The organism is Streptomyces sp. NBC_00328 (assembly GCF_036139655.1).
GTDB lineage: Bacteria > Actinomycetota > Actinomycetes > Streptomycetales > Streptomycetaceae > Streptomyces.
On sequence record NZ_CP108013.1, the window covers coordinates 3248917 to 3272583 of the forward strand.

19 protein-coding genes are annotated in these 23667 nt (G+C 71.3%); 13 read left to right on the forward strand and 6 right to left on the reverse strand.

All coding sequences use genetic code 11. The features are described from left to right. The first annotated feature begins 58 nt into the window (after positions 1-58). Complete coding sequence (locus OG485_RS14235; RefSeq protein ID WP_328668687.1) at positions 59-832, forward strand: alpha/beta hydrolase; 774 nt, start codon at positions 59-61, stop codon at positions 830-832. Positions 833-844: 12 nt separating this feature from the next. On the opposite strand, the gene OG485_RS14240 is transcribed toward OG485_RS14235, so the two are convergent. Further along, positions 845-2203, reverse strand: coding sequence for a DUF2252 domain-containing protein (locus OG485_RS14240; protein ID WP_328668688.1), 1359 nt, complete (start codon positions 2201-2203; stop codon positions 845-847). A gap of 5 nt (positions 2204-2208) precedes the next feature. Further along, the gene (locus tag OG485_RS14245) at positions 2209-2739 is read right to left on the reverse strand and encodes a hypothetical protein (RefSeq protein WP_328668689.1); all 531 of its coding nucleotides are present in this window, start codon (positions 2737-2739) and stop codon (positions 2209-2211) included. Between the two features lie 143 nt (positions 2740-2882). On the opposite strand from OG485_RS14245, the gene OG485_RS14250 reads away from it, so the two are divergent. Beyond that, a complete protein-coding gene (locus tag OG485_RS14250; protein ID WP_443048692.1) occupies positions 2883-4133 on the forward strand; it encodes a winged helix DNA-binding domain-containing protein in 1251 nt (416 codons plus the stop codon). A gap of 164 nt (positions 4134-4297) precedes the next feature. On the opposite strand, the gene OG485_RS14255 is transcribed toward OG485_RS14250, so the two are convergent. Continuing rightward, on the reverse strand, positions 4298-4612 hold the full coding sequence (locus tag OG485_RS14255; RefSeq protein WP_328668691.1) for a hypothetical protein: 315 nt from the start codon (positions 4610-4612) through the stop codon (positions 4298-4300). A 156-nt stretch (positions 4613-4768) separates the two neighbouring features. Between OG485_RS14255 and OG485_RS14260 the strand changes: the two genes are divergently transcribed. The 6 genes from OG485_RS14260 (at position 4769) to OG485_RS14285 (ending at position 11612) form a co-directional block, all read left to right on the forward strand. Beyond that, positions 4769-5128, forward strand: a complete 360-nt coding sequence (locus tag OG485_RS14260; RefSeq protein ID WP_328668692.1) for an arsenate reductase family protein — start codon at positions 4769-4771, stop codon at positions 5126-5128. A gap of 138 nt (positions 5129-5266) precedes the next feature. Next, positions 5267-5953, forward strand: a complete 687-nt coding sequence (locus OG485_RS14265) for a hypothetical protein (RefSeq protein WP_328668693.1) — start codon at positions 5267-5269, stop codon at positions 5951-5953. A 437-nt stretch (positions 5954-6390) separates the two neighbouring features. Further along, positions 6391-7419, forward strand: a complete 1029-nt coding sequence (gene glnII / locus OG485_RS14270; RefSeq protein WP_326788189.1) for a glutamine synthetase — start codon at positions 6391-6393, stop codon at positions 7417-7419. Between the two features lie 453 nt (positions 7420-7872). Continuing rightward, positions 7873-8478 carry a winged helix-turn-helix domain-containing protein gene (locus OG485_RS14275; RefSeq protein WP_328668694.1) on the forward strand — a complete coding sequence of 202 codons (606 nt, stop codon included), beginning with the start codon at positions 7873-7875 and terminating at the stop codon, positions 8476-8478. Positions 8479-8608: 130 nt separating this feature from the next. Next, positions 8609-9595, forward strand: a complete 987-nt coding sequence (locus OG485_RS14280) for an NAD-dependent epimerase/dehydratase family protein (RefSeq protein ID WP_328674437.1) — start codon at positions 8609-8611, stop codon at positions 9593-9595. Positions 9596-10055: 460 nt separating this feature from the next. Next, positions 10056-11612 carry a DUF1996 domain-containing protein gene (locus OG485_RS14285; RefSeq protein WP_328668695.1) on the forward strand — a complete coding sequence of 519 codons (1557 nt, stop codon included), beginning with the start codon at positions 10056-10058 and terminating at the stop codon, positions 11610-11612. Between the two features lie 85 nt (positions 11613-11697). On the opposite strand, the gene OG485_RS14290 is transcribed toward OG485_RS14285, so the two are convergent. Further along, positions 11698-12159: a hypothetical protein gene (locus OG485_RS14290; protein ID WP_328668696.1), complete on the reverse strand. Its 462-nt coding sequence runs from the start codon at positions 12157-12159 to the stop codon at positions 11698-11700. 156 nt (positions 12160-12315) lie between these two features. Between OG485_RS14290 and OG485_RS14295 the strand changes: the two genes are divergently transcribed. From OG485_RS14295 to OG485_RS14315, 5 genes are all read left to right on the forward strand, one after another. Next, positions 12316-12825 carry a tetratricopeptide repeat protein gene (locus tag OG485_RS14295; protein ID WP_328668697.1) on the forward strand — a complete coding sequence of 170 codons (510 nt, stop codon included), beginning with the start codon at positions 12316-12318 and terminating at the stop codon, positions 12823-12825. A gap of 63 nt (positions 12826-12888) precedes the next feature. Further along, positions 12889-14817 (forward strand): hypothetical protein, encoded by a 1929-nt coding sequence (locus OG485_RS14300; RefSeq protein ID WP_328668698.1) that lies wholly within the window; start codon positions 12889-12891, stop codon positions 14815-14817. Between the two features lie 111 nt (positions 14818-14928). Next, on the forward strand, positions 14929-15840 hold the full coding sequence (locus OG485_RS14305; protein WP_328668699.1) for a metal-dependent hydrolase: 912 nt from the start codon (positions 14929-14931) through the stop codon (positions 15838-15840). Beyond that, on the forward strand, positions 15840-16889 hold the full coding sequence (locus tag OG485_RS14310; protein ID WP_328668700.1) for a PDR/VanB family oxidoreductase: 1050 nt from the start codon (positions 15840-15842) through the stop codon (positions 16887-16889). Before OG485_RS14305 ends, OG485_RS14310 begins: the two co-directional genes overlap by 1 nt. A gap of 57 nt (positions 16890-16946) precedes the next feature. Further along, positions 16947-17648 carry a TetR/AcrR family transcriptional regulator gene (locus OG485_RS14315; RefSeq protein ID WP_328668701.1) on the forward strand — a complete coding sequence of 234 codons (702 nt, stop codon included), beginning with the start codon at positions 16947-16949 and terminating at the stop codon, positions 17646-17648. A gap of 24 nt (positions 17649-17672) precedes the next feature. On the opposite strand, the gene OG485_RS14320 is transcribed toward OG485_RS14315, so the two are convergent. Together OG485_RS14320 and pulA are read right to left on the reverse strand one after the other, a co-directional pair. Further along, positions 17673-18029 (reverse strand): 5-carboxymethyl-2-hydroxymuconate Delta-isomerase, encoded by a 357-nt coding sequence (locus tag OG485_RS14320; RefSeq protein ID WP_328668702.1) that lies wholly within the window; start codon positions 18027-18029, stop codon positions 17673-17675. 143 nt (positions 18030-18172) lie between these two features. Continuing rightward, a complete protein-coding gene (gene pulA / locus OG485_RS14325) occupies positions 18173-23572 on the reverse strand; it encodes a pullulanase-type alpha-1,6-glucosidase (RefSeq protein ID WP_443048914.1) in 5400 nt (1799 codons plus the stop codon). Positions 23573-23667 lie beyond the last annotated feature (95 nt).

Consider the following 23667-nt stretch of genomic DNA (forward strand, 5'->3'; position numbering starts at 1 on the left):
GAGTTATCCAGCCACGGCCGCCTCGGGAGCGGCTCCGTCCGTGTGCGTGAATGGGGAGATGCTCTCTGCCTTCGCACACGACCACGACGGTGAACGACTGAGCTGCGTCGGCGGCGGCGGTGGCGACGGCGCGGCGACCGCCGTCCTGCTGCACGGCGCGGGCAACGGCAGCAAGGAGCGGCTGCTCCCCCTGCTCGGCGAGTTCGCCGCCCGCGGTTGCGCGGGACTCGCGTTCGACTTCTCCGGACATGGCGAAAGCACCGGCGCACTGGGCGAGTTGAGCCTTCGGCTGCGTTTCGGTCAGGCCGTGTCCGTGATCGACGCGACGGTCCCGGCGGGCGCCCCGCTGATCCTGGTCGGGTTCAGCATGAGCGGCCAGACGGCGGCCGACCTCGCACGGCACTACGGGCAACGCGTGGTGGCGCTCGTGCTGTGCGCGCCCGCGGTGTACGCCGCCGAGGCCTGGCCCCTTCCGTTCGAGGACCCTGAGAGCCCCTCGGGGCAGGACGGCCCGGAGGCGGAGAGCCGCTTCAGCCGGATCATCCGCACCCCGGACAGCTGGCGGCGGGCTCCCGCGTTCGACGTGCTGCGGGCGTACGAGGGACGCGCGGTGCTCGCCGTACCCGCCGAGGACACGATCATCCCGCCCGCCGTGACGGAGGCCGTCGAGCACGCGCTCACCGCTCGCTCCGACTTCATCCGCTTCGAACTGCCCGACGCCGATCACCTGCTGGGCCTCTGGTTCCGCGACCACGCCGAGGACCGGCGCCGGCTCGTGGACCTCGCCCTCTCCGGCCTCGGCGTCCCGGTGCGCGCGGCCGTCGGCGCCTGACCGGCCGGCGCCTCACACCCCCGGAGCCGCCGGGACCACGCCCGCGATGACCGCCGCGCCCAGGGCCGCGTGGTCGGTGGCGTTGCGGTCGGTGTAGCGCAGCGCGAAGTTCGCGACGGCCCGCTCGAAGGTGTCGGCGCCGCCGAGATAGGCGGCGATCGCCACGCGGTCACCGGAGCGGGCGTGCGCGCGGGCCAGGGCGGTGCCGCACAGCCGGGCATAGGCGCGCAGTTCGCCCGGACTCATGCCGCCGACGTCCGCGCCGGCCTTCATGTCGTGGAGCTGGCGCCAGTAGAACGAGCGCCCTTCGGGGCCGGTCGTCCAGCCGAGGAAGACGTCGCCCGCGGCCTGCATCAGCCTCTGGCCCGCGACGACCCGGCGCCCGGGATGGACGTACGGGCCGCTCGGCAGATGTTCTTCGAGTACGGACCGTCCCGCCTGCTTGATCTGGAGAAGCAGCGGGTCGTCGGCGTCCCGCCCGGCGAGCAGCACGATGAAGCAGCGGGTGCCGACACTGCCCACGCCGACGACCTTGCGGGCCGCGTCGACGAACCGGTAGCGGTCCAGGAGCAGACGGCGTTCCTCGGGGAGTGTGGAGCGGTAGTCGCTGAAGATCTTGCGGAGCGAGGCCATGTCCATGGCTCCGGCCGGTTCCAGCAGGGGCGGGTCGTGGACGATACGGCAGCGTCCGTCGACGGTCTCGGTGAGTTTGCCGAGAGCCTGGAGGCTGGTGCGGCGGCGGGCCCGGGTGAGGGTGGCCTCCGCGCGCCGGCGCCGGCGTCCCGAGCGGACCAGCGGCAGCAGCAGGTCGGCGTCGATGTGCTGGTACCAGACGGTCAGTTCGCCCTGCCGGGCCAGCCGTCGCACGGCCTCGCGGTACTGCCCGGCCGCGGCTCGTGCCGCGCCGAAGACGTGCTCCTCCTTGTGCCCGTTCTCCCGGGCCGCGACCGCGACGCTGGCCGCGAGCCGTTTGACGTCCCACTCGAAGGGGCCGGGGAAGGTCTCGTCGAAGTCGTTGAGGTCGAAGAGCAGGGAGCGTTCCGGGGCGGCGTACAGGCCGAAGTTCAGCAGGTGGGCGTCGCCGCACAGCTGGACGGTGAGCCCGGTGTGGGGCTGGGCGGCCAGGTCGGCCGCCATGACGGCGGCACCCCCGCGCAGGAACGCGAGCGGCGACGCCGCCATCCGCGCATACCGGATCGGCAGCAGTTCCGGAAGCCGGTCCCTGCCCTGCGCCTGGAGGAGGCCGACGGGATCGGGGCGGTCGGCGGCGGGGATCCAGCTGCCGTGCGCGGAACGGGGCACCAGTTTGCGGGCCGCCCTGCCCCGGGCGGCCCGGTCCGCCGTGGTTGCCGTGACGCTGTTGCGGAGCACGGCCGTCAGTGCCTCACGGCGCGGGCGACGTCGGTCTTGACGTCACCGGTGAGGGAGCGGTTGCTGCGGGCGGTGCCGTCCTTGGAGGCGCTTCCCGCGACGTCGTCCACCGTCACGACGGTCGTGTCGAGGAGGTTGCCGCTGGTGTCGGTGAAGTCGACCTGGACGACGTAGGACTTCGCCGAGGAGGTGGGATTGGTGACGGTGACCTTGACCGTGGCGCGCCCGTCGGAGTCGGGGCTCGCGGTTCCGTCGAGCTTCACCTCGCCCTTGGCGTCCACGCCGCCCTTGAACTCGTCGAACTTCCGGCCGGCCTCGGCGGTCGCGGAGGCGAGGGCGTCACCGGCCTCGGTGGCGGCGGACGCGGCCTCCGAGACGGCGGACGCGGCCTTGGAAGCGGCGGACGCGGCCTTGGAGGCGGTGTCGGAGGGGCTGCTGTCGTCCGAGCAGGCGGCCAGTTGCGTGGCCAGGGCCGCCACCACGGACACGGCCAGGACGAGTCGGACCGGTCCTCGTATGCCGTCCCTCTGCTGCATCGTCTCTCCCCACGTGGTCCTGGTGCGCCTCCGGATCCCGCTTCCTCGCGGTGGCCCCAGTCAAGGCCGCGGGCGGGGCCGCCGCATGCCCGGCTGCGCCCAACGGGTGAACGTCGTCCCGCGAGGGGCGGACGTCCGAGAGGATGAGGAACGCGGAGCAAGGAGCACGGAGCACGGAGCGAGGGGACGGAGACGACGTGACGGGGAAGCCGCGGCATATCGGGGTGGCGGAGCGCCGGGCGCGGCTCGGGCTGCGGCAGCGGCTCGTGGTCGCCGCGCGGGCGAAGACCCCTGAGGAGGTGGCGGACTCCCTGGTCGCGCTGCACGGCACCGACCCGGCGACGGTGTACCTGGCGGTGGGCACGCGGCTCAGGGACGCCCGGACGACGGTGGCGCGGCTGGAGCGGGCCCTGTACGAGGACCGTTCACTCGTACGGATGCACGGCATGCGCAACACCGTGTTCGTGTTCCCCACCGGCCTGGCGGCCGTCGTGCACGCCTCGACGGCGCTCGACATCGCCCCGAAGACCCGTGCCGGACTGGTCAAGGACATGGCCGCCGGAAGTGACGGGCGGCTGACCGGGCCGTGGCTCGACGAGGTCGAGGCGTCCGTACTCGCCGCGCTGGCCCGGCGCGGACAGGCCACGGTGAACGAACTCACCGTGGACGAGCCGCGGTTGAAGGAGCCGTTCGTCTACGCGGCGGGGAAGGGCTACGAGAGCGTGCAGACCGTGTCGTCCCGCCTGATGCGCCTGCTGGGGATCGAGGGCCGGGTGGTGCGGGGGCGTCCGCTCGGGTCCTGGACGTCGAGCCAGTTCCGCTGGGCGGTCGCGCCGTCACATCCCCCGCTCCCGCCCGCCGAGGCCCGCTCCGCGCTGCTGAACCGCTGGCTCGCGGCCTGCGGGCCCGCCACCGAGGCGGACCTGAAGTGGTGGACGGGGTGGAAGGTCACCGACGTACGGCGGGCACTGGCCGCGGGCGGGGCGGTGACCGTCTCGCTCGACGACGGGGTCACGGCGTACGTGGCGGCGGGCGACGAGGGCCCGGTCGAGGGGCCGGACGCGCCCTGGGCCGCCCTGCTGCCCGCCCTCGATCCGGCGCCCATGAGCCGGCCGGAGCGGGACTGGTTCCTCGAACCGTCCCTGCGGCCCGCCCTCTTCGACCGCAGCGGCAATGTGGGGCCGACGGTGTGGTGGGACGGGCGGGTGGTCGGGGGGTGGGCGCAGCGGCCCGACGGCGACATCGTCTGGCGGCTTCTGGACACCGGGGGCGTCGGCCGCGAGGCCCTGGACGCGATCTCGGCCGAGGCCGAGCGCCTCGGCGCCTGGGTGGGCGACACCCGGATCACCCCACGTTTCCGGACGCCCCTGGAGCGGGAGCTGTCGGCGCGGTGAGGTCAGGTGAAGTGGCCCGGCCCGGACGACGGACCGGCGCCGGGACCACGGGCCGGCGCCGGCACCTCGGTCGGTGCCGGCGCCGGGATCGGTCCGGGCCGGTGCCGGGTGTCCCCGCTACGGGGCGGGGACACCCGGCACCGGTGAACGGCGCGCCCGGACTGTCAGCGCGCGTACCTCATCAGGGCACGCACCATGTGGCACGTGCTGTCCGACGGCGGGTGCACGCCGATGAGTTGCGCGGTGCTGCGGATCTTCTCGTCACGGGCCTGGTTCGGCACGTACACACCGGAGTCGAGCAGGGCTATGGCGAGTCGCATCGCCTTGAGCCGGCGGTTGTGCGTGACGTACCAGTCGCGGGGGCGCCCCGGCGGCAGCGGGCACTTCGCCACGGGCTGGTACGGCAGATCCAGCGGGACCGCCGTCTTCGATGTGGACTGGGTGGGCGGCGGCTTCAGTGAGGCAGCGGGCACGGGCATCCTCCTGTCGCGGTCAGGGCGCCGTCCGGACCCCCGGCGACACCCTCGAACACTGCTTCTATTCTACCGCCGGGCACTGACAAAGCCGCTGGCCACAAGGGCTTCGGGGATGCCGTGGCAGCCGTGCCCGAAGGGGTCTGCCGTAACGTGTGGGGCATGGAGATCTGGATCAATCCGGCCTGTTCGAAGTGCCGCAGCGCGATCAGCCTGCTCGACGCCGAGGGCACCGAGTACACCGTCCGCCGCTATCTGGAGGACGTGCCCGGCGAGGACGAGATCCGCGACGTCCTCGACCGTCTCGGCCTCGAACCGTGGGACATCACGCGGACCGGGGAGGCCGACGCGAAGGAGCTGGGGATCGAGGAGTGGGCGCGGGACGCCGGTTCACGGGACCGGTGGATCAAGGCGCTGTCCGAGCACCCGAAGCTCATCCAGCGGCCGATCATCACGGCGGACGACGGGACCGCGCTGGTGGGCCGCACGGAGGAGGCCGTACGGGAGGCCATGTCCCGGTAGCCGGCCGGGTCCGCGCCCCGGGCCTCCTCAACTACCGTGTGATCCAGGTTACTTAAGTGAATGCCGTAACCGTTGAGTAACTACGTTCGGCATCTCGTACATAGCGGCGTAACGCTCCCCCACTCTCTGGAGGCGCGCATGTCGCGTAGGAGAACTCTCAGCACCAAGAAGAAGATCGCTCTGCTGGTCAGCGCGGCGACCGTGGCCGGCGGCGGGGCCTTCGCCCTGGCCGCCACCTCGAACGCGGCGTCCGTGCAGACCGCTCAGACCTCGGTGGCATGTCAGGGCCTGGCCACCGCGCTCGGCAACAACCAGAGCTTCATCGCGGACCAGAAGGCCCACCCCGACTCCCAGTCGGCGGCCAGAATCGCGAACCGCGAAGCGGTCATCGCGCAGATCAAGGTTCAGCAGCAGGCGTCGGGCTGCGCTGTCGGGGAATCGGCTCAGGACTCCCAGACCGGCCAGCAGAACGCCTCGCAGCCCGCGCAGCCCGCGCAGTCCGCACCGGCCCAGGCCGCCCCCGCGGCTCCGGCGCAGAGCGCCCCCGCGAACAACGCGGGCGGTGGCGCCGCCACCGGTCAGCAGGTCTGCAACGGTTCGACCGTCACGCTCTCCGGCGAGGGCGGCGCGCCGGCCGCGTCCAGCAACCAGTTCCCGGCCGGAACGAAGCTGAAGGTCACCAACCTGGACAACAACAAGTCCACGACCGTCGAGGTCACCTCGGTGTCCGGCAGTTGCGCCCTGCTGAACAACGCGGCCTTCGAGCAGGTCCGCGAGCCGGGCAAGTTCCTGATCCGCCGAGCCCTCATCGAGAAGGTGGGATAACGGGCAGAACGGATCGAAAGCCCTGCCGTCGCCGACCTGTCACGGGTCGGGGGCGGCGGGGCTTTCGCATGCGCGGGGCGGCTTTCCTCAAGGATGGGCGGCGCGCGCCGGGGCGCCCGAACCGGACGGCAAGGGGGCACACCGCCCATGCCGTCCTCACCCGGATCGCATACGAGCAGCCCCCGGGGGACCGCCGGGTCCAGGGCGGACGGCGGGGCGGACGATCGCGGCCGCGAACAATCACACGCGGGCGGCCGCGCCGGAACGGGCCGTGTGAGACCGGGCACATACGGCCCAGGTAACACGGGGTTCACATTCGGGCAATGATCGGGAAACCGCTGGTTGACAGGCTTCCGGACATCCCCGGCGGCGCCCCAGTGCCGCAGCGCCGCAGCACCCGCAAGTGCGATCAAGACCCACCCCGAAGGATGTGGCCCGTGAGCTTCAAGGCTGAGTACATCTGGATCGACGGCACCGAGCCGACGGCCAAGCTCCGTTCCAAGACGAAGATCCTGGCCGACGACGCCAAGGGTGCGGAGCTGCCGATCTGGGGCTTCGACGGCTCCTCGACGAACCAGGCCGAGGGTCACGCCTCGGACCGCGTACTCAAGCCCGTGGCCAGCTTCCCGGACCCGATCCGCGGCGGCGACGACATCCTCGTCATGTGCGAGGTGCTGAACATCGACATGACGCCGCACGAGTCCAACACCCGTGCCGCGCTGGCCGAGGTCGCGGAGAAGTTCGCCGCGCAGGAGTCGATCTTCGGCATCGAGCAGGAGTACACCTTCTTCAAGGGCGCGCGCCCGCTCGGCTTCCCCGAGGGCGGCTTCCCGGCCGCGCAGGGCGGCTACTACTGCGGTGTCGGCGCCGACGAGATCTTCGGCCGTGACGTCGTCGAGGCGCACCTGGACAACTGCCTCAAGGCGGGTCTCGGCATCTCCGGCATCAACGCCGAGGTCATGCCGGGTCAGTGGGAGTTCCAGGTCGGCCCGCTCGCGCCGCTCGAGGTCTCGGACCAGCTCTGGGTCGCCCGCTGGCTGCTCTACCGCACCGCCGAGGACTTCGGTGTCTCCGCGACGCTGGACCCGAAGCCGGTGAAGGGCGACTGGAACGGCGCGGGCGCGCACACCAACTTCTCCACCAAGGCCATGCGTGAGGGCTACGACGCGATCATCACCGCGTGCGAGTCCCTCGGCGAGGGCTCCAAGCCGATGGACCACGTCAAGAACTACGGCGCCGGCATCGACGACCGTCTGACGGGCCTGCACGAGACCGCCCCGTGGAACGAGTACAGCTACGGCGTCTCCGACCGCGGTGCGTCGGTCCGCATCCCGTGGCAGGTCGAGAAGGACGGCAAGGGCTACATCGAGGACCGTCGTCCGAACGCGAACGTCGACCCGTACGTCGTGACGCGTCTCATCGTCGACACCTGCTGCACCGCCCTGGAGAAGGCCGGCCAGGTCTGATCCCGCCCAGCCTGTCCCGAGGGGGCGCCCACCGTCACGGTGGGCGCCCCCTCGCGTTGACGGCGATCCGGACCAGGCGATCGAGGTGCCACCCCTGATCCGGCGCAAACGCCTGACGGGTTGGTCCGCGGCCGACGTCGGCTTCACGCCAGGAAGCGTCCGAGCAGTGAGAGGAGGCTCCTGTCACGGGGCCGTGTCTGCTTCAATAGGTTCATGGCCATCTTCCAGAAGTGCATCGCGACGGGTCGCCATGACCTCGAGCCCTTCTGGCCTTCCCGTCAGCACCACGACTTCGACCGGGTGTGTTGTCGCGCGACGAACGCGCCGGCCCTCTAAAGCCGTACACCCCGGCCTTCGGCCAGCGCGCACGACGTACGTCCTCGACGAGCCCGACCACGAACTCGCGGCCGTCGAACCTCCCGACGACTTCTCGCGCGAAAGAGCTGACCTCTCATGGCGACCACTCGATCCTTCTCCTCCGTCGCGACGTCCCCCGTCCCTTCGACCGCCCCGGGACGGCACCGCCTGCGTGCCGTCGACCGGGACGAGGTCCCGGACGTGGCCAACTTCCTTCCGCCGGGCACCACCTGGCTGCCCGCCCCCCAGAACGCGCTGCCCGTCCTGCCGGGACAGCCGCCGATGATCGGCTACCTGGTCCTCGTACCGGCCGACCAGCAGCCCCTGTTGCCGGTCGCCGTGACCGGCCCGGCCGAACTCCCGGCCGTCGCCGGTGACCTCACCGAGGCCACCGGCGACGGCTCCGCCGACCCGCTGGTGCGCGTCGACGCCGTGCAGCGCACCGCCGAGGTCGACGGGCGGGTCCTGGACCTCACGTACCTGGAGTTCGAGCTGCTCGCGCATCTCGTCCGCCATCCGCACCGGGTGCACACCCGCGACCAGTTGGTCTCCACGGTGTGGGGCTACGGACATGTCGGCGACGGACGGACCGTCGACGTCCATGTCGCGCGGCTGCGCCGCAAGCTCGGCACCCAGCACCGGCAGGCGATCCAGACAGTGCGCCGGGTGGGGTACAAGTACACGCCGCCGATGGGCCGTTGACCCGTCCGACAGACGAACGGCCCGGTTGATGCCGGGTGCCGGCCCGCCCCGCGAATCTTCTGTCGGCAGATTCGCGTGCCTCCGGGCGGGCCGTGCGGGCAGAGTCGTCCGTATGACACGGAGACTTCTGATGCTGGGCGGTACGGAGTTCGTGGGGCGCGCGGTCGTGGAGGCCGCGCTCGCCCGGGGGTGGGACGTCACCGTCTTCCACCGCGGCCGCCACGAACCCCCGGCCGGGGCGCGGTCGCTGCTGGGCGACCGCACCTCGCCGGACGGGCTCGCGGCGCTCGCCGGCACCACGGACACCTGGGACGCCGTCGTCGACACCTGGTCGGCGGCGCCGCGGGCCGTCCGGGACGCGGCCCGCCTGCTGGCGGGACGGGCGTCCCGCCTCGTGTACGTGTCGAGCTGCTCGGTGTACGCCTGGCCCCGTGCCGCCGGGTACACCGAGAACACGCCGCTCGTGGAGGGCGCGTCGGCCGGCGCGGACGCGAGCGACTACGCCCGGGACAAGCGCGGCGGGGAACTGGCCGCCGTCGAGGCCTTCGGCAGCGGGCGTTCGCTGCTCGTGCGGTGCGGGCTGATCCTCGGGCCCTACGAGAACATCGGGCGGCTGCCGTGGTGGCTGAACCGGATCGCGGAGGGGGGTCCGGTGCTCGCTCCGGGGCCACGGGACCTGCCCCTCCAGTACATCGACGTCCGGGACCTGGCGGAGTGGACGCTCGGCGCGGTGGAGGCGGAACTCGGCGGGGCGTACAACCTGGCCGGGCCACCGGGGCACGGCACGATGGGGGCGCTGCTCGACGCGTGTGTCCGGGCCACCAGGGCACGGGCCGAGCTCCGCTGGACGGACCCCGAGACCGTGCTCGCGGCCGGGATCGAGCCGTGGACGCAGCTGCCGGTGTGGGTGCCGCCCGGGACCGAGCTGCATACCTCGGTGTACTCGGGCGACGTCTCACGGGCGCTGCGGACGGGCCTGCGGTGCCGGCCCGTCGAGGAGACCGTCGAGGACACATGGAGCTGGCTCCGGTCGCTCGGGGGCCCCGAACCCCGGCGCGCCGACCGGCCGAAGGTGGGACTGGATCCGGTGGTGGAGGCGAAGGTCCTCGGAATGTGAAACCCGGAAATCCCCGGGCCGGACATTCCGGGCCCGGACATTCCGGGCCCGTCGTGCGGACGGGATCGCCGTGTTCCCCTGAGGGATTCGGCACGGCGAACCGCTCCTGTCCGCCGACAGGCGTCCTCGGCTCACCCGGCGGGCGGAGCCGGCCATGAACTTGGCTGTTCGGTGAGGCAGTTGAGGTCGCCGGCCGGAGTCCCCCGACGACCGGCGGGGTGCGCTCCCCGAACCCGACGGCTACTGAATATGAGTCAAGGAATCGCCCTCAAACCTGAATTTCGAGATCAACTCTCGTTAATTCGCGGGCTTCTGGGGCCATTGTGACCGAATTGGCCTCACGACTTTCTAAGATTCTTTCGAGACCCCTGAACACCTCACGCACCTCCCGCGTATGGAAAGGAGCCGCTTCACTCCTGTCGGGCGCCTCGCTGCCCCGCAAGGAAGTCAGAGGAGTTCCATGGGACGCAACATTCGAAAACGACGTTCGCCGCTGGCCATTCGCGCCGTTGCCGCGTCGGCAGCGCTCGCGATCGGCGGGGGTGGGCTGGTCTGGGCGAATTTCTACGCCTCGGCACACGAGAGCAACAACTCGGGCCGAAACACCACCAAGGCCGCGGGCGCGCAGGTGGCCACCATCCAGTGTCCGGACGTCGGCCAGAAGCTGTCCAACGTCCCGAAGCAGGCGCGGGGCGAGGTCGACGGGGAACTGGCGACGCTCGACCAGCAGATCACCGCCGCCTACCAGCGGCTCGCGACCACGCGTGACGCGCAGACGAGAGACGCGAGCTTCGTCCAGAACTCCATCCTCACGCCGCTCAAGCAGAACCGGTCGGTGATCATCGACCGGATCAAGCTGGAGATCAACCGCGTCGGCGGCAAGGCTCCGGGCTGGCTCGACGGTCTCTCCACCTGCACGGGACAGCCCGCGAGCGGACAGAACAACGGCGGGCAGAACAACGGCGGCGCCACGGCCGCTCCGTCCGCCGGCGCGAGTGCCGGTGCGGGCGCGGGTGCCGGTGCGGGCGCCGGTGCCTCCGCGAGTGCGAGCGCCCCCGCCGCCGGCGGCGGTGCGCAGGCGGGCAACGGCGGACAGGCCGGCAACGGTCCGGTCGCGGCCGACTTCGTCGACATCACGAAGGTCCAGCCGAACGTCGCCCGCAAGCCGCAGACCGGGGCGGCCGGTTCGTCCGGTGTGTTCAGCACGTCCTGCGGTGTCAACGCGAACAAGAAGTTCAACACGGACAACGTGATCGTGGCGCCCGGTGTCACCAACGGTGCGCACCACCTGCACGACTACGTCGGCAACCAGTCGAACGACGCCTTCGCCACCAACGACACCTTCGCGGCGGCCCAGACGTCCTGCGCCAACCAGGGCGACAAGTCGTCGTACTTCTGGCCGGTCGTGCGTATCCAGAACGGTACGCAGGACTTCGACCAGAACAACCTGGGCGGCGGCAAGGAACTCAACGTCGGCGCGATCCAGCAGGTGAGGCAGGCGCAGATCAAGTTCGTCGGCAGCCCGACCAGCAAGGTCGTCGCGATGCCGAAGTTCATGCGCATCATCACCGGTGACGCGAAGACCACGACCAACGGTCTCGCGAACGCCAACGCCCACTGGAGCTGCACCGGCTTCGAGAACAAGGTGCAGCTCACGGCGCAGTACCCGATCTGCCCGCGCGGCAGCACCGTGGTCCGCACCTTCGCCTTCCAGAGCTGCTGGGACGGGGTGAACGCCGACAGCGCGAACCACCGTACGCACGTGGCCTTCGCCGACGCCCAGGGCAACTGCGCCAACGGCTTCAAGGCGATCCCGCAGCTCACGATGCGCCTGGTCTACGGCTTCCGGGCCCCGACCCTCACCAACGGGCAGATCAAGAACGCCTACGCGGTGGACGGTTTCCCGGAGCAGCTGCACAAGGCCACCACCGACCACGACGACTTCATCAACGTCTTCGACGACGCCACGATGAACAAGATGGTCACCTGCATCAACAACGGTCAGCGTTGCAAGTAACACCTGAGTTGTGAGCAACACCTGAGAAGGCCGGTGGCGGGATCTCCCGCCACCGGCCTTCTTCTCGTTCCCGGGTCCCGCGCGGTCAGCCGCTGTGACCGGAGTGCCCTGTCCCGGTTCCCCCGGCACCGCTGCCTCCCGCGTGGTGCGAGGTCCCCTGCTCCAGGTTCCCGCCGAGCCGGCCACGCAGCGTCGTGACCATCTTCTGGTCCCCGACGGCGACCCACTTGGCGCCCACGAGGTACGAGCCGCCGTAGTCCTTGGCCCCGTCGAGCCACTCGCGCTGGCCACGGTCGGTGGCGAAGGTCGCCAGGATGAACTTGCCGGTGCTGATCTTGCAGACACCCTGGCGGATCTCGTCCGCGTCGGTCTGGATGCTCGGCTTGCACTTCACCTCGGCGGCCAGCTCCTCCAGACTGCCGGTCGCCGTGGCCGGGACGGTCTCCTTCGCCGCCGCGTCCTTGCCGTCCGATCCGCCGCAGCCCGTCAGTGCCAGCAGGGCGGCCGCTGCGGCCCCGGCCAGAAGCTTCCCGCGTGTCAACCTCATACGTTCCTCCGGTACCTGTCGGCCTTCACGCCGAGAAGAGCCCCGGCAGGGGCTCTGTCTTCGATACGGCTCCGGGCCGCCCGGTGCTCAATCCGCCCCTTCGGCGGACGGGGAACCCGGTACCGCCCAGGACACGGCTGTGCGAGGGTGGCACCCGTGAACGAAGACTGGGAAGAGCGTACGACGGCGGCCTGGGCCGGCTTCGACGACTACGAGGAAGAGCGGGCGGCGGACTTCCGGGCCGTGATCGACGCGCTGGCCGCCGAACTGCCCGCGGACAGCCCCCTCGGCCCCTTCGAGCAGGCCTGCGCCTGGGACTCGACCGGCCACTCCGACAAGGCCGTCCCCTTGTACCGGGAGGCACTCGCCCGGGGCCTGAGCGGGTACAAGGGCCGCCGGGCGAAGATCCAGCTCTCCAGCTCGCTGCGGAACATCGGACAGGCGGACGAGGGCGTCAAGCTCCTCACCCCGGAACTGGTCGGACCCTCGGACGAGCTGGACGACGCGGTGCGGGCCTGTCTGGCGCTCTGTCTCGCCGACCTCGGCCGCGAACGCGAGGGCCTGGCCCTGGTGATCGGCGCGCTGGCCCCCCATCTGCCGCGCTACCAGCGGTCGATGGCGAACTACGCGCGCCTTCTCGTGGAACCCGGGGAATCCTCGGACTGAGTCCCCGGACCGGGTCCTCGGCGGGTCCGGTGACCATCCGGCGATTCGCTCGTTCTGCTGAACGTGCAGTCACAGGATGTAGCCCCGCGCCCCGCACCCTCCTCCGGAGCCGTCGTCGACGTCGAGCAGGCCGAGGCCGCCCTCGTCGAGCACTACCCGCGGCTGGTCCGGCTCGCCTATCTGATGCTTCCGCCGGGCCTCGGCCGCAACCGGCGCGTACTGACCGCGCACGCCCTCACCCAGCGCGCCCTGCCACGGGGCCGGGCGGCGGGCGACGCGTCGGTGATCCCGGCCCAGCAGGGCGGCGGAGGCCGCGACGGCGACCCGGGCTACGCCTTCGTACGCCTCCAGGTGGTGCGTACGGCGCTGGAGGCGGGACTGCCGCTCAGGCGGCGGGCGTGGCCCAAGCGGTCCCAGCTTCCGCCGTTCCTCCCCCTGGTGTGGGGCCTGCGGCTCTTCCCCCGCTCGGGCGGCGCCGACGAACTCGCCCTGGAACAGCGGCTGTCCGCGTTCTCGGGGCCGGCTCGCGCCGCGTATGTGCTGCGCGGTCTGGAGAAGCTGTCCGACCCGCGGCTGCGCCAGGTGCTGGCGGCCGCGGGAGTCGAGGACCCGGCCGCGGCGCTGAAGGAGGCCTCGGGCGTCGAGACACGGGACGCGCTGCTCGACTCCCCCGAGTTCGACGCCTGCTCCCTTCAGGCCCGGCCCACCGATCTGATGCGGCGCAGGCAGCACCTGAAGGCCGCGCTCGCCGCCACCGCCGCCGTGGCCGTGTGCGGCGCGCTCCTCGCGCTGCCTGGCGACGGCTGGGGCCCGGACGGCGCCGCGGCCCCCTCCTACGCGCAGAACCCGGCCGCCGAGGCCGCGCTCGACCCGGCCCGGCTGGCGCGGGTGGCGCCCGCGGCCTGGGAGTCCTCCGCCCGCACCGACTTCTCCGTCTGGCCCGCGCGCGGTGGCCTCGTCGACGACACCGCCCTGCTGCGCCGCGCGCTCGCCGTCTGGGCCCGGCCCGGCGAGTCCGTCCACGTCTCGGCGGCGCCCGGCACACCCTCCGGCCCTCCGCCCGGACCTCCCCACCTGCTGTACGCGGGCGATGTCGACCAAGCCCACGTGGTGCTCCTCTACGACGGTCTGCGCATCGCGCGCTACGCCGAGCCGAAGGACGGCACGGGCGGCGCGGCCCTCGACTTCGCGCGGGCCGACGGCGCGACCGGGGCGGAGGCGAGCGCGGTGGTACTGAGCCGGACCGACGGCAACGTCCGCTATCTGACCGCCCCCTGGGTGACCAGGACCGCCGAGCGCGACCTGCTGAAGCCCTCCGCCGGGGCGATGGACCTCACCCTGTCCGCGGACGGCTCCACCTCTCCGCTGGCCGGAGCGCCGGGAACCGGCGCGTGCACGTCGTGGAACGTCCTCCAGGTCGAGGACGCCTCGGGCACCCGGCTGCTCTCCGACCTCGGCGAGCTGATCCCGGCCCATCTCACCGCGGGCCGGCCGGCCGCGCCCCGGGAGGCGGCGGGAGCGCAGAACCTGCGGGACTGGGCGCCCTTCGCGTGCTCGCTGGCCTCCATGCGCTCGCAGGGCGTGCGGACCGTGAACGCCTGGCGGTACGCGAGCCAGCCACTGCCGGACGGGAGCGGACCGGCCACCTGGCTGTGCACCCGCGCCGACACCTGGCGGGGCGGCGGTCCCCGGGTGCTGGCCCAGTTCCGCACCCCCGGCGGGAGGTACGGGGCGGTCGTGGCGCAGGCCGAGAACTCCCCGGCCTGCGGCTCCCGCGATCCGCATGTGCTCGCCGGCGTGCTGTGGAAGTCCGGTGCGGGGACGTGGTACCTCCTCGCGGCCGGCGGCAAGGGGACGGCCTCGGTCGCCTCGACGGGCGGGGTGCGCGGCTCCGCCACGGGGCCCCTGCTCACCGTTCGGGCGGCGCAAGGAGCGCGGGCCGAGCTGAAGGGAACCCTGACGGACGGCCGGCGCATCAGCGGGCTGCGCTGAACGCCCGTACGCCACAATGGACCGGACACCCGGCGCGGATTGCTGACATGGACGTAAACAAGTGGGCGCACAGGGCTTCTCCGGGCGCCTACCCGTCAGTACATTGACGCCATGTCCAACACGCAGGCCCGGCAGCCCCGGCCGGTCGAGTCCGAACGGACGGCTCTCAAGGCACGGAAGGTGTCGTTCTCGTGGGAGGACACACCGCTGCACTGGGTGCCGGACGAACCGTTCGCCACGCACACCATGAATGTGCTGCACCTGCTGCTGCCGGCCGGCGAGCGGTGGTTCGTGCACGTCTACCGGCAGGTCCTGCCCCTCATCCGTGACGAGCGGCTGCGCCAGGACGTCATCGGGTTCATCGGGCAGGAGGCGACGCACTCGCAGGCGCACGACGAGGTGCTGCCCCACCTGGCGGAGCAGGGGCTCGACCCGACGCCGTACACCGCGCAGGTCGACTGGCTCTTCGAGAAACTGCTCGGCGACCGGACGCTGCCCCCGGGCAGGGCGCGCCGCTGGTGGCTGCTGGAGCGCGTCGCCCTGATCGCCGCGATCGAGCACTACACCGCCTTCCTCGGCGACTGGATCCTGAACGCCGAGGAGCTGGACCGGCGCGGCGCCGATCCGGTCATGCTGGACCTGATGCGCTGGCACGGCGCGGAGGAGGTCGAGCACCGCTCGGTGGCCTTCGACCTGTTCCTGCACGTCGACGGCAGCTACCGGCGGCGGGCGCGGACCTGGGCGACCGCCTTCACCGTCCTCGTCTTCCTGTGGCAGCGCGGCGCCCGGTTCTTCATGGAGAACGATCCGACGCTCGTGAACGGCAGGGCGAGCTTCAAGGACTTCTACACCAGCGGAAAACGGGGCGTGCTGCCGCCGACCGGGGACCTGCTGAGGTCCGTCCCCCGCTATCTCAGCCGCACCTACCACCCCTCGCAGGAGGCCTCCACCGAGCAGGCGGTCGCCTACCTGGCCTCCTCCCCGGCCGCGACGGCCGCCGAGAAGAACACGGGTGCCGCGTGATGCCCAGGCTGGGGACCGTCGTCGCCGTCGCCGGCGCGGCCGTGCTCGCTCGGCGTGCGCTGCGCCGCCGGATCGGGGCGTCACCGCTGTGGCCGCTGCCCGCCCTGGAGGATCCCCGCTCCGGCCGGCCCCGCACCCGGGCCCTGCGGCTGCTGGTCGCCCGGCACGAGCGCGTCGCCGACGGTGTCGTCCTGCTGCGCCTGGAAGGAGCCGGGCTGCCGCCCTGGGAGCCGGGAGCCCATCTCGATCTGGTGCTGCCCTCGGGACTCGTCCGGCAGTACTCCCTGTGCGGGGACCCGGAGGACCGCTCCTCCTACACCCTCGCGACCCGGCTCGTCGAGGACGGCCGGGGCGGATCGCGCGAGGTGCACGAACATCTCCGTCAGGGCATGCGGGTCGAGGTGCGCGGACCGCGCAACCGCTTCCCGCTCGTGGACGCGCCGGCGTACGTCTTCGTCGTGGGCGGGATCGGGATCACCCCGGTCCTGCCGATGCTGCGGGCCCTCCCGGAGGGCACCGACTGGCGGTTGCTGTACGGCGGCCGGACACGCGCCTCGATGCCGTTCCTGGAGGAGATCCGGAAACTGGACCGCTCGAAGGTCACCGTCGTCGCCGAGGACGAGGACGGACTGCCCGGCCTGGACGCGCTGTTCGCGGATCTCGTCCCGGGCACGGCGGTCTACTGCTGCGGACCGGACGGGCTCACGGCGGCGGTCGAGGCACGGATCCCGGCGAACGCGACGCTGCACCTGGAACGGTTCACCGCCCGCGCGCCGGACGGGGGCGACACCGCCTTCGAGGTCGAACTGCGGCGCAGCGGACGCACGGTGACCGTGCCCGCCGGCTCGACGGTCCTCGCCGCGGTCCGCGCCGAGCTGCCCGGCACGCTCTACTCCTGCGAGCAGGGATTCTGCGGAACCTGCCGGCAGCGGGTCCTGGAGGGGGAGATCGAGCACCGGGACGAGTTGCTGACGGACGCGGAACGTGACGACTCGATGCTCATCTGCGTCTCGCGGACACGAGGTGAGCGAATCGTGCTGGACATGTGAACATCCGCCGCCCGTCCCGGCCCGATCCGGGCCGGATCCGATCGGTAAAGTGTCCGCATGACAACCGGGGTACGCCGCAGGATGGGTGTCGAGGAGCGACGGCAGCAGCTCATCGGCGTCGCCCTCGACCTGTTCAGCCGACGCTCGCCCGACGAGGTCTCCATCGACGAGATAGCCTCGGCCGCGGGCATCTCCCGACCGCTGGTGTACCACTACTTCCCGGGCAAACTCAGCCTGTACGAAGCGGCGTTGCAGCGCGCGGCGGACGACCTCGCGGGCCGGTTCGTGGAGTCCCGCGAAGGTCCGCTGGGGGCGCGGCTGCTGCGGGTGATGCGCCGCTTCTTCGACTTCGTGGACGACCACGGGCCCGGTTTCGCCGCGTTGATGCGGGGCGGCCCGGCCGTCGGCTCGTCGACCACCAACGCGCTCGTGGACGCCGTACGGCAGGCGGCCTACCTCCAGATCCTGTCGCATCTGGAGGTCGAGGACCCGCCCGCCCGGCTGGAGCTGGTGATCCGTTCCTGGATCTCGCTCGTCGAGTCGACCGCCCTGATCTGGCTGGACGGCCGGCGGATTCCGCGCGGCGAGCTGGAGGTGCAGCTCGTGCACGACTTCGCGGCCCTGGCGTCGGTGAGCGCCGCCTACGACCCGGAGGTCGCCGCGCTGCTACGCAAGGGCCTCAGCGGCGAGCCGGGCGACGGGCCGTTCACCGACCTCGTCGTCCGGCTGCTCGCGCTCGCCGCGCCGCCCGAGGCCTGAGACCCGAGGCCAGGGGCCAGGGCGTTACGCCTCGAACTTGCGGTACGACGGGTCGAGGTCGCGCACCTCGGCCGAGGCGTGCAGTTCCAGCCCCTCGGCGGGCTTCACATGAGTCTTCAGCAGCTCCAGTACGGCCTCGGTCAGTTTCGCCTTGACCTCCTCGGTCCGCCCGGCGAGCAGGCCGAGGGTGACATGGACGACGGCGTGTCCGCCGGTGTCCGCGCCGACGACGGTGTCCTCGGTCGGGCGGAACTGCGTCTTGCACGCGCCGATCTTCGCGGCGGCCGTCTCGACCACCTCCGCGTGCAGCGCCAGGGCGAATCCGCGCCGGTCGAAGGCGTCTTCGAGCGGTGCGGAGTAGTCGACGGTGATCTGCGGCATGAGCACTCCTGTTCAGGGACAGTCGTGATCACCCTAGCCGCAGCGCCGGCCCCGCAGACTGATGAGGGCGGCCCCGGACACCCGTCGTGCTCAGGGTGTCCGGGGCCGCCCCATCGGGTCAGGCCCCTGTCACGGGGTCGCTGTCACGGGGTCCGGGTGAACACCGCCACGGTGCGGGCCGGAACGGTGAAGGAGCCCGTGTCCTTCGCGTAGGACGAGGACTTGACGACCGCGTCCGCGCCCTTCGCCTGCACCGGGTGCAGCGCGTACGCCGAACCGGCCAGCGAACCGACGGTCTGCTTCTGCTTCTCCGGGCTCGCGTTGAAGACGATCACGAGGTCGCCGAGGCGCGCCGTGATCACTCCGGGGGTCTCGTCCTTGCCCGACAGCGGGAAGGAGAGCTGCGACTGCACCTGGGCGGCCGTGGAGAGCGAGAAGACCTTCTCGCCCGTACGGATCCGCTGGAGGTCCTGGAAGGCGGCCGAGGTGCCGTCGATCTGCTCGCAGCCCACCGTGACGGAGGTCAGCAGCGGCTTGGCGAACGGCCACTTCGAGGTGTTGTCCGCGGCCATCGGCAGCCCGCGCCCGAATCCGTTGCCGTCCTGGCAGTTCCAGTGGACGGCGTTGAACCAGTCGCCGCTGTCGAAGGAGTTGCGGTCCAGCGACTTGGAGCGCAGCAGGTCGGAGCCGGCCTGGGAGAGGGACGGCCCCTGCGAGAGGGTGGCCGTCGCCATCGCCAGGACCTGCATCCGGGCCCGGTCGGCGGCGCTCGTCGTCGCGGGCAGCTTGTACGTCAGCGCGTCGTACAGCGACTCGTTGTCGTGCGCGTCGGCGTAGGCGAGCGCGTCGCCGGGCGCGGCCGCGTAGCCGGCGGGCTGACCGTTGTAGTCGACCTCGGAGCCCTTGACCTCCTTGCCCGCGGTGTCGGTGAAGCGGTACGCCGCCAGGTTGCCGGTCAGACCGACCTTGATGAGGTCCTGGTAGTGCAGCAGGCGGGCCTTCTGCTCGGCCGGGGTGCCGTTGGCGGTGGAGGAGTTGGGGTCGGTGTACAGGCCGGAGCCGAAGCCCTGGACCCCGGGGTCGGAGTCGAAGGGGCCGCCGCCGCGGACGGCGTCACGGGCACGGTCGGAGAAGGTCGCGATGCCCGTCCCCGCCATGTTCTTCTGGGTGGCCTGGACGAAACGGGCGTCGTCGGCGACCTCGCCGAAGTTCCAGCCCTCGCCGTACAGGATGATCTTCTTGCCGTCGACGCCGTCCTTGGCGATGGTCAGCCCGTCGAGGGCCTTCCTGACCGCGAGGATGTTGGCCTTGGGCTGGTGTCCCATGAGGTCGAAGCGGAAGCCGTCGACCTTGTACTCCTTGGCCCAGGTGACGATCGAGTCGACGACCAGCTTGCCCATCATGGCGTTCTCGGTCGCCGTGTTGGAGCAGCAGCTGGAGTTGGCGACGCTGCCGTCGGCGAGGAGCCGCTGGTAGTAGCCGGGGACGACCTTGTCGAGGACGCTGGTGTCGGCCTGGCCGCTGGCGGCGGTGTGGTTGTAGACCACGTCCATGACGACCCTGAGGCCGTCCTCGTTCAGCGACTTGACCATCCTGCGGAACTCGACCGTGCGCCCGGTGCCGTCGGGGTCGGTGGCGTAGGACCCCTCGGGGACCGTGTAGTGGTACGGGTCGTAGCCCCAGTTGTAGGCGTCCTTGGCGGCCGTCTTCGCCACGCACTCCTGCTGCTTCTCGGAGTCGGCGGCGTAGGAGGCCAGATCGCAGTCGGTGCTCTGCCGGTCCGCCTTCTTCTCGGGGATGGTGGCGATGTCGAACGCGGGCAGCAGGTGCACGTACGAGGTACCGGACGCGGCCAGCTTCCTCAGGTGCTTCGAGCCGTCGCTGTTCTTGTCGGTGAAGGCGAGGTAGGTGCCCTGGTCCTTCGCGGGGACGGTCTTGTCCGCCACCGAGAAGTCACGGACGTGCAGTTCCTGGATCTGCGCGTCCTTGAGCGGCACGGCCTTGGGCTTCTTGAGCGAGGACCAGCCGGACGGGGCGAGGGACTTGGCGCCGAGGTCGACGACCAGGCTGCGCTTCGAGTCGGTGGTCAGGGCCACCGAGTACGGGTCGGTCACCTTGTTGGTGACGATCTTCCGGACGGTCGGCGCCCACACCTTCACCACGTAGCGGTAGGGCTTGCCCGTCCAGGACCGCTTGCCGGTGACGGACCAGACGCCGCTGGCGCTGTCGCGCTTCATGGCGACGGTGGAGCCGTCGAGGTCGAGGCCGACCGACTGCGCGGTCGGGGCCCACACCGAGAGGGTGGGGACACCGTCGTGGAAGACCGGCCCGAGGTGCGCCTTCGTCGCGGGGTACAGGTCGTCGAGGGCTCCGGCGATCTGCACGCCGGTCGCCGCGAGCACGGCGCCGTTCGCGGCCCGCTGCGAGGCGACGAGCTGGCCGCCGAGAGCGGAGCGCACCCGGTCGCGGTCGCGCGGGTCGATCGACCAGGCGGTGTACGCCTTCAGGTGCGGGAACTTCGCCTTCTGGGCGTCGGTGAGGGTGGTCTTCCCCAGCCGCAGCCAGCGCTCGTCGTCGCTGGTCAGCCCGCCGTCCTTGACGGCGATCGAGCCGTCGCGGGAGGAGAGGAGCTGGGTGGAGACGGCGGCGTCGGAGCCGTTCCAGGCGACCGTGTAGCGGTCGATCCAGACCGCCTTGGAGGTGGTCAGGTCGAGCGCGGCCGCGCTGCCCTTGGGCTGCGGCAGCAGGTACTTCTCCTGGCCGCCGAGCAGCCACACCTCGTGGCCGTTGGCCGTGAGGTCCAGCGACTGGTCGGTGGGCAGGTCCTTGTCGTCGCCCTTGTGGAGGATGTAGCTGAGGCTGCCGGCGCCCTCGGCGAGCGGCACCTCGAAGACGGCGCCGTAGGCGTCGGTGCGCACCGGCTCCAGCGGCTTCGTCCAGTCCGTGGGCGTCGCGGCCCCGGTCCAGGTGTGCAGACCCCAGCCGGTGTAGTCGCCGTCGGCGCGGTGGTAGTGGATGACCGCCTTGGCCTTGTCCTGGGCGGGCAGGTCGGGCTGCTCGGTGAGAACGGTGTCCTTGCCCTGCTCGACCCAGACCTCGCCGGTCTTGGTGACGTCGATCGTGCGGTCGCTCGCGACGTCCTTGTTGCCGTCCTTGTCGATGACCAGGAAGCCGACGCTGGAGGCCCCGGGCTTCAGCTTGACGTAGGCGAAGGCGCCGTAGGCGTCGCGGCCGATGAAGTCGTGGCCGGCCGGCCAGGTGGTGGACTCGCCGTCGGCGATGTCGCCCCAGGTGTACAGGCGCCAGTCGGTGTAGTCGCCGTCGGTGCGCTTGTAGTGGACGACCGCGTAGTCGCGCGAGGAGGCCGTCGGGATCTCCGCGGCGGGCGCGGTGCCGGTGGTGGACTCCGCGGTCGCGCTCGCGGTGCGTCCGGCCGAGTCGACGACGACGGCCTTGTAGCGCAGGGCGGTTCCGGCCGGTACGTCCTCGCCGATGGCCTGGGTGACCTTGTACGGGGCGTGGTCGGCCGAGCCGAGGGTGCGCCAGGCGCCGTTGCCGGTCTGGGCGGCGAAGACGACCCGGTCGAGCTGTCCGCCGGTGACGTCCGCCGACAGTTCGACGGTGCCGGTGGCGCCCGCGGCGGGGGCCTTCAGCGTCAGCGTGGGCTTGGTCGCGGGGGCGGCGAGCTTGCCCGCGGCCTTGAGGACGATCGCCGAACCGGCCGGCACGGTGACCGTGACCTTCTTGTCCGCGTCGCTCTTCGCCGGGTCCGACGTTCCGTATACGGCGCGGAAGCTCATGTCCGCCGAGCCCGTCGCGAAGGTGGCCGACTTCGCCTCGTCGGCGTTGTTCACGGCGACGACGTACTCGGTGCCGGTCCTGGCGTCCGTGCGGGAGAAGGCGTACACGCCGGCGCCGTCCGCGGCGTACCGCTCGGTCTGGACGCCGTCGGTGAGGGCCGGGTTGTCCTTGCGCAGCTTGGAGAGAGCACTGATCGTCTTGTACAGCGGCGCGCTCGTGTCGTAGGCGTCGCTCGCGTGGGTGCGGGCGGTGCCGATCTCGTCGTCGTCGAGGTAGTCGGCGACCTCGGAGGCGAACATCGTCTGCCGGGCGTCCTTGTCGCCGCCGGAGCCGGTGAAGCCCTGCTCGTCGCCGTAGTAGACGACGGGGTTGCCGCGGCTGAGGAACATCAGCTCGTTGGCGAGCCTGTCCTTCTTCAGCAGTTCGGCGTCGGTCGCCTTCGGGTTGTCCTGGTCCAGGAAGTACCCGATGCGGCCCATGTCGTGGTTGCCGAGGAAGGTGACCTGCTCGTAGGCGTTGGCCTTGTCGGTCGTGTACTTGTAGTCGTCGCCGAAGACGGACGCCAGCTTCTGGGCGCTGCCGCCCTGCGAGGCGTAGGAGCGGGCGGCGTCCTGGAACGGGAAGTCGAGCGTGGCGTCGAGGCGGCCCTGGGTCACGTACGGGGAGGTGATCGACGTGTCGGCGGAGTAGACCTCGCCGAACATGAAGAAGTTCTTGCGCCCGTGCCTGGCGGCGTACGCGTCGAGGGCGGTCGCCCACTGCGTCCAGAACTCCATGTTCACGTGCTTCACGGTGTCGATCCGGAAGCCGTCGATGCCGAAGTCCTCGACCCACTTCTCGTAGATCTTCTCCATGCCGCTGACGACCTCGGGACGCTCGGTCCACAGGTCGTCGAGGCCGGAGAAGTCGCCGTACGTGGTGGACTCGCCGGCGTAGGTGGAGTCACCGCGGTTGGTGTACACGGTCGAGTCGTTGAGCCACGACGGGACCTTGGCGTTCTTCTTCGCGGCGGGAACCGTCGGCGTGCGGGGGAAGGAGTCGGCGTCCACCGACGGGAACCCGTGGCGGCCGTCCGCGTAGTCCGCGTCGTCGAACGGCTTCCCGTCCTTGGTCAGATACGGGAAGGCACCCTTGGAGAGGTAGTTGTAGGACTTCTCCTCGTAGTCGACGACATCGGCGGTGTGGTTGGTGATGACGTCGAAGAAGACCTTCATGCCCTTGGCGTGGGCCTTGGAGATCAGCGTCTCCAGGTCCTTGTTGGTGCCGAAGTGCGGGTCGACCTTGGTGAAGTCCGTGATCCAGTAACCGTGGTAGCCGGCCGAGGCGTCCTTGCCGGTGCCCTGGACGGGCTGGTTCTTGAAGATCGGCGCCATCCAGATGGCGGTGGTGCCGAGGCCCTTGATGTAGTCGAGCCTCTTCGTCAGGCCCTTGAGGTCGCCGCCCTGGTAGAAGCCCTTGTCGGTGGGGTCGTACCCGGTCGACAGCCTCGAACCGGTCAGTCCGCCCTTGTCGTTGGACGTGTCGCCGTTGGCGAAGCGGTCCGGCATCACGAAGTAGAACTGGTCACGGGTGGAGTCGTGCCGTGACGGCTCGGCGGCGAGCTTCGCGTCCGACGGCGGTGCGGGCGGGGTCTGGGCCCGCGCCACAAGGGGTTGCGCAAGCGATACGGCCAGTGCGGCGGCGAGGACGGCTGCACGCAGCCTGGGACGGCTGGAGCGGCTCGCCGACCCTCTCGGTATCAGGTCCACAGTCGTGAACTCCTAGCGATTACGGCGTACTCGGGTCCGACCCCGCGCAGCGTTTCGGCCACGATGCCGAACGCCCGCGTGACCGTATC

Excerpts from the sequence above, each read along its gene's own strand:
- OG485_RS14260 (WP_328668692.1), top strand. The coding sequence starts at position 4,769 with ATGGAGATCTGGATCAATCCGGCCTGTTCGAAGTGCCGCAGCGCGATC.
- OG485_RS14245 (WP_328668689.1), bottom strand. The coding sequence starts at position 2,739 with ATGCAGCAGAGGGACGGCATACGAGGACCGGTCCGACTCGTCCTGGCC.
- OG485_RS14280 (WP_328674437.1), top strand. The coding sequence starts at position 8,609 with ATGCTGGGCGGTACGGAGTTCGTGGGGCGCGCGGTCGTGGAGGCCGCG.
- OG485_RS14285 (WP_328668695.1), top strand. The coding sequence starts at position 10,056 with ATGGGACGCAACATTCGAAAACGACGTTCGCCGCTGGCCATTCGCGCC.
- OG485_RS14320 (WP_328668702.1), bottom strand. The coding sequence starts at position 18,029 with ATGCCGCAGATCACCGTCGACTACTCCGCACCGCTCGAAGACGCCTTC.
- OG485_RS14265 (WP_328668693.1), top strand. The coding sequence starts at position 5,267 with ATGTCGCGTAGGAGAACTCTCAGCACCAAGAAGAAGATCGCTCTGCTG.
- OG485_RS14255 (WP_328668691.1), bottom strand. The coding sequence starts at position 4,612 with ATGCCCGTGCCCGCTGCCTCACTGAAGCCGCCGCCCACCCAGTCCACA.
- OG485_RS14275 (WP_328668694.1), top strand. The coding sequence starts at position 7,873 with ATGGCGACCACTCGATCCTTCTCCTCCGTCGCGACGTCCCCCGTCCCT.
- OG485_RS14310 (WP_328668700.1), top strand. The coding sequence starts at position 15,840 with ATGCCCAGGCTGGGGACCGTCGTCGCCGTCGCCGGCGCGGCCGTGCTC.
- OG485_RS14290 (WP_328668696.1), bottom strand. The coding sequence starts at position 12,159 with ATGAGGTTGACACGCGGGAAGCTTCTGGCCGGGGCCGCAGCGGCCGCC.
- OG485_RS14235 (WP_328668687.1), top strand. The coding sequence starts at position 59 with ATGCTCTCTGCCTTCGCACACGACCACGACGGTGAACGACTGAGCTGC.
- OG485_RS14250 (WP_443048692.1), top strand. The coding sequence starts at position 2,883 with ATGAGGAACGCGGAGCAAGGAGCACGGAGCACGGAGCGAGGGGACGGA.
- OG485_RS14305 (WP_328668699.1), top strand. The coding sequence starts at position 14,929 with ATGTCCAACACGCAGGCCCGGCAGCCCCGGCCGGTCGAGTCCGAACGG.
- OG485_RS14315 (WP_328668701.1), top strand. The coding sequence starts at position 16,947 with ATGACAACCGGGGTACGCCGCAGGATGGGTGTCGAGGAGCGACGGCAG.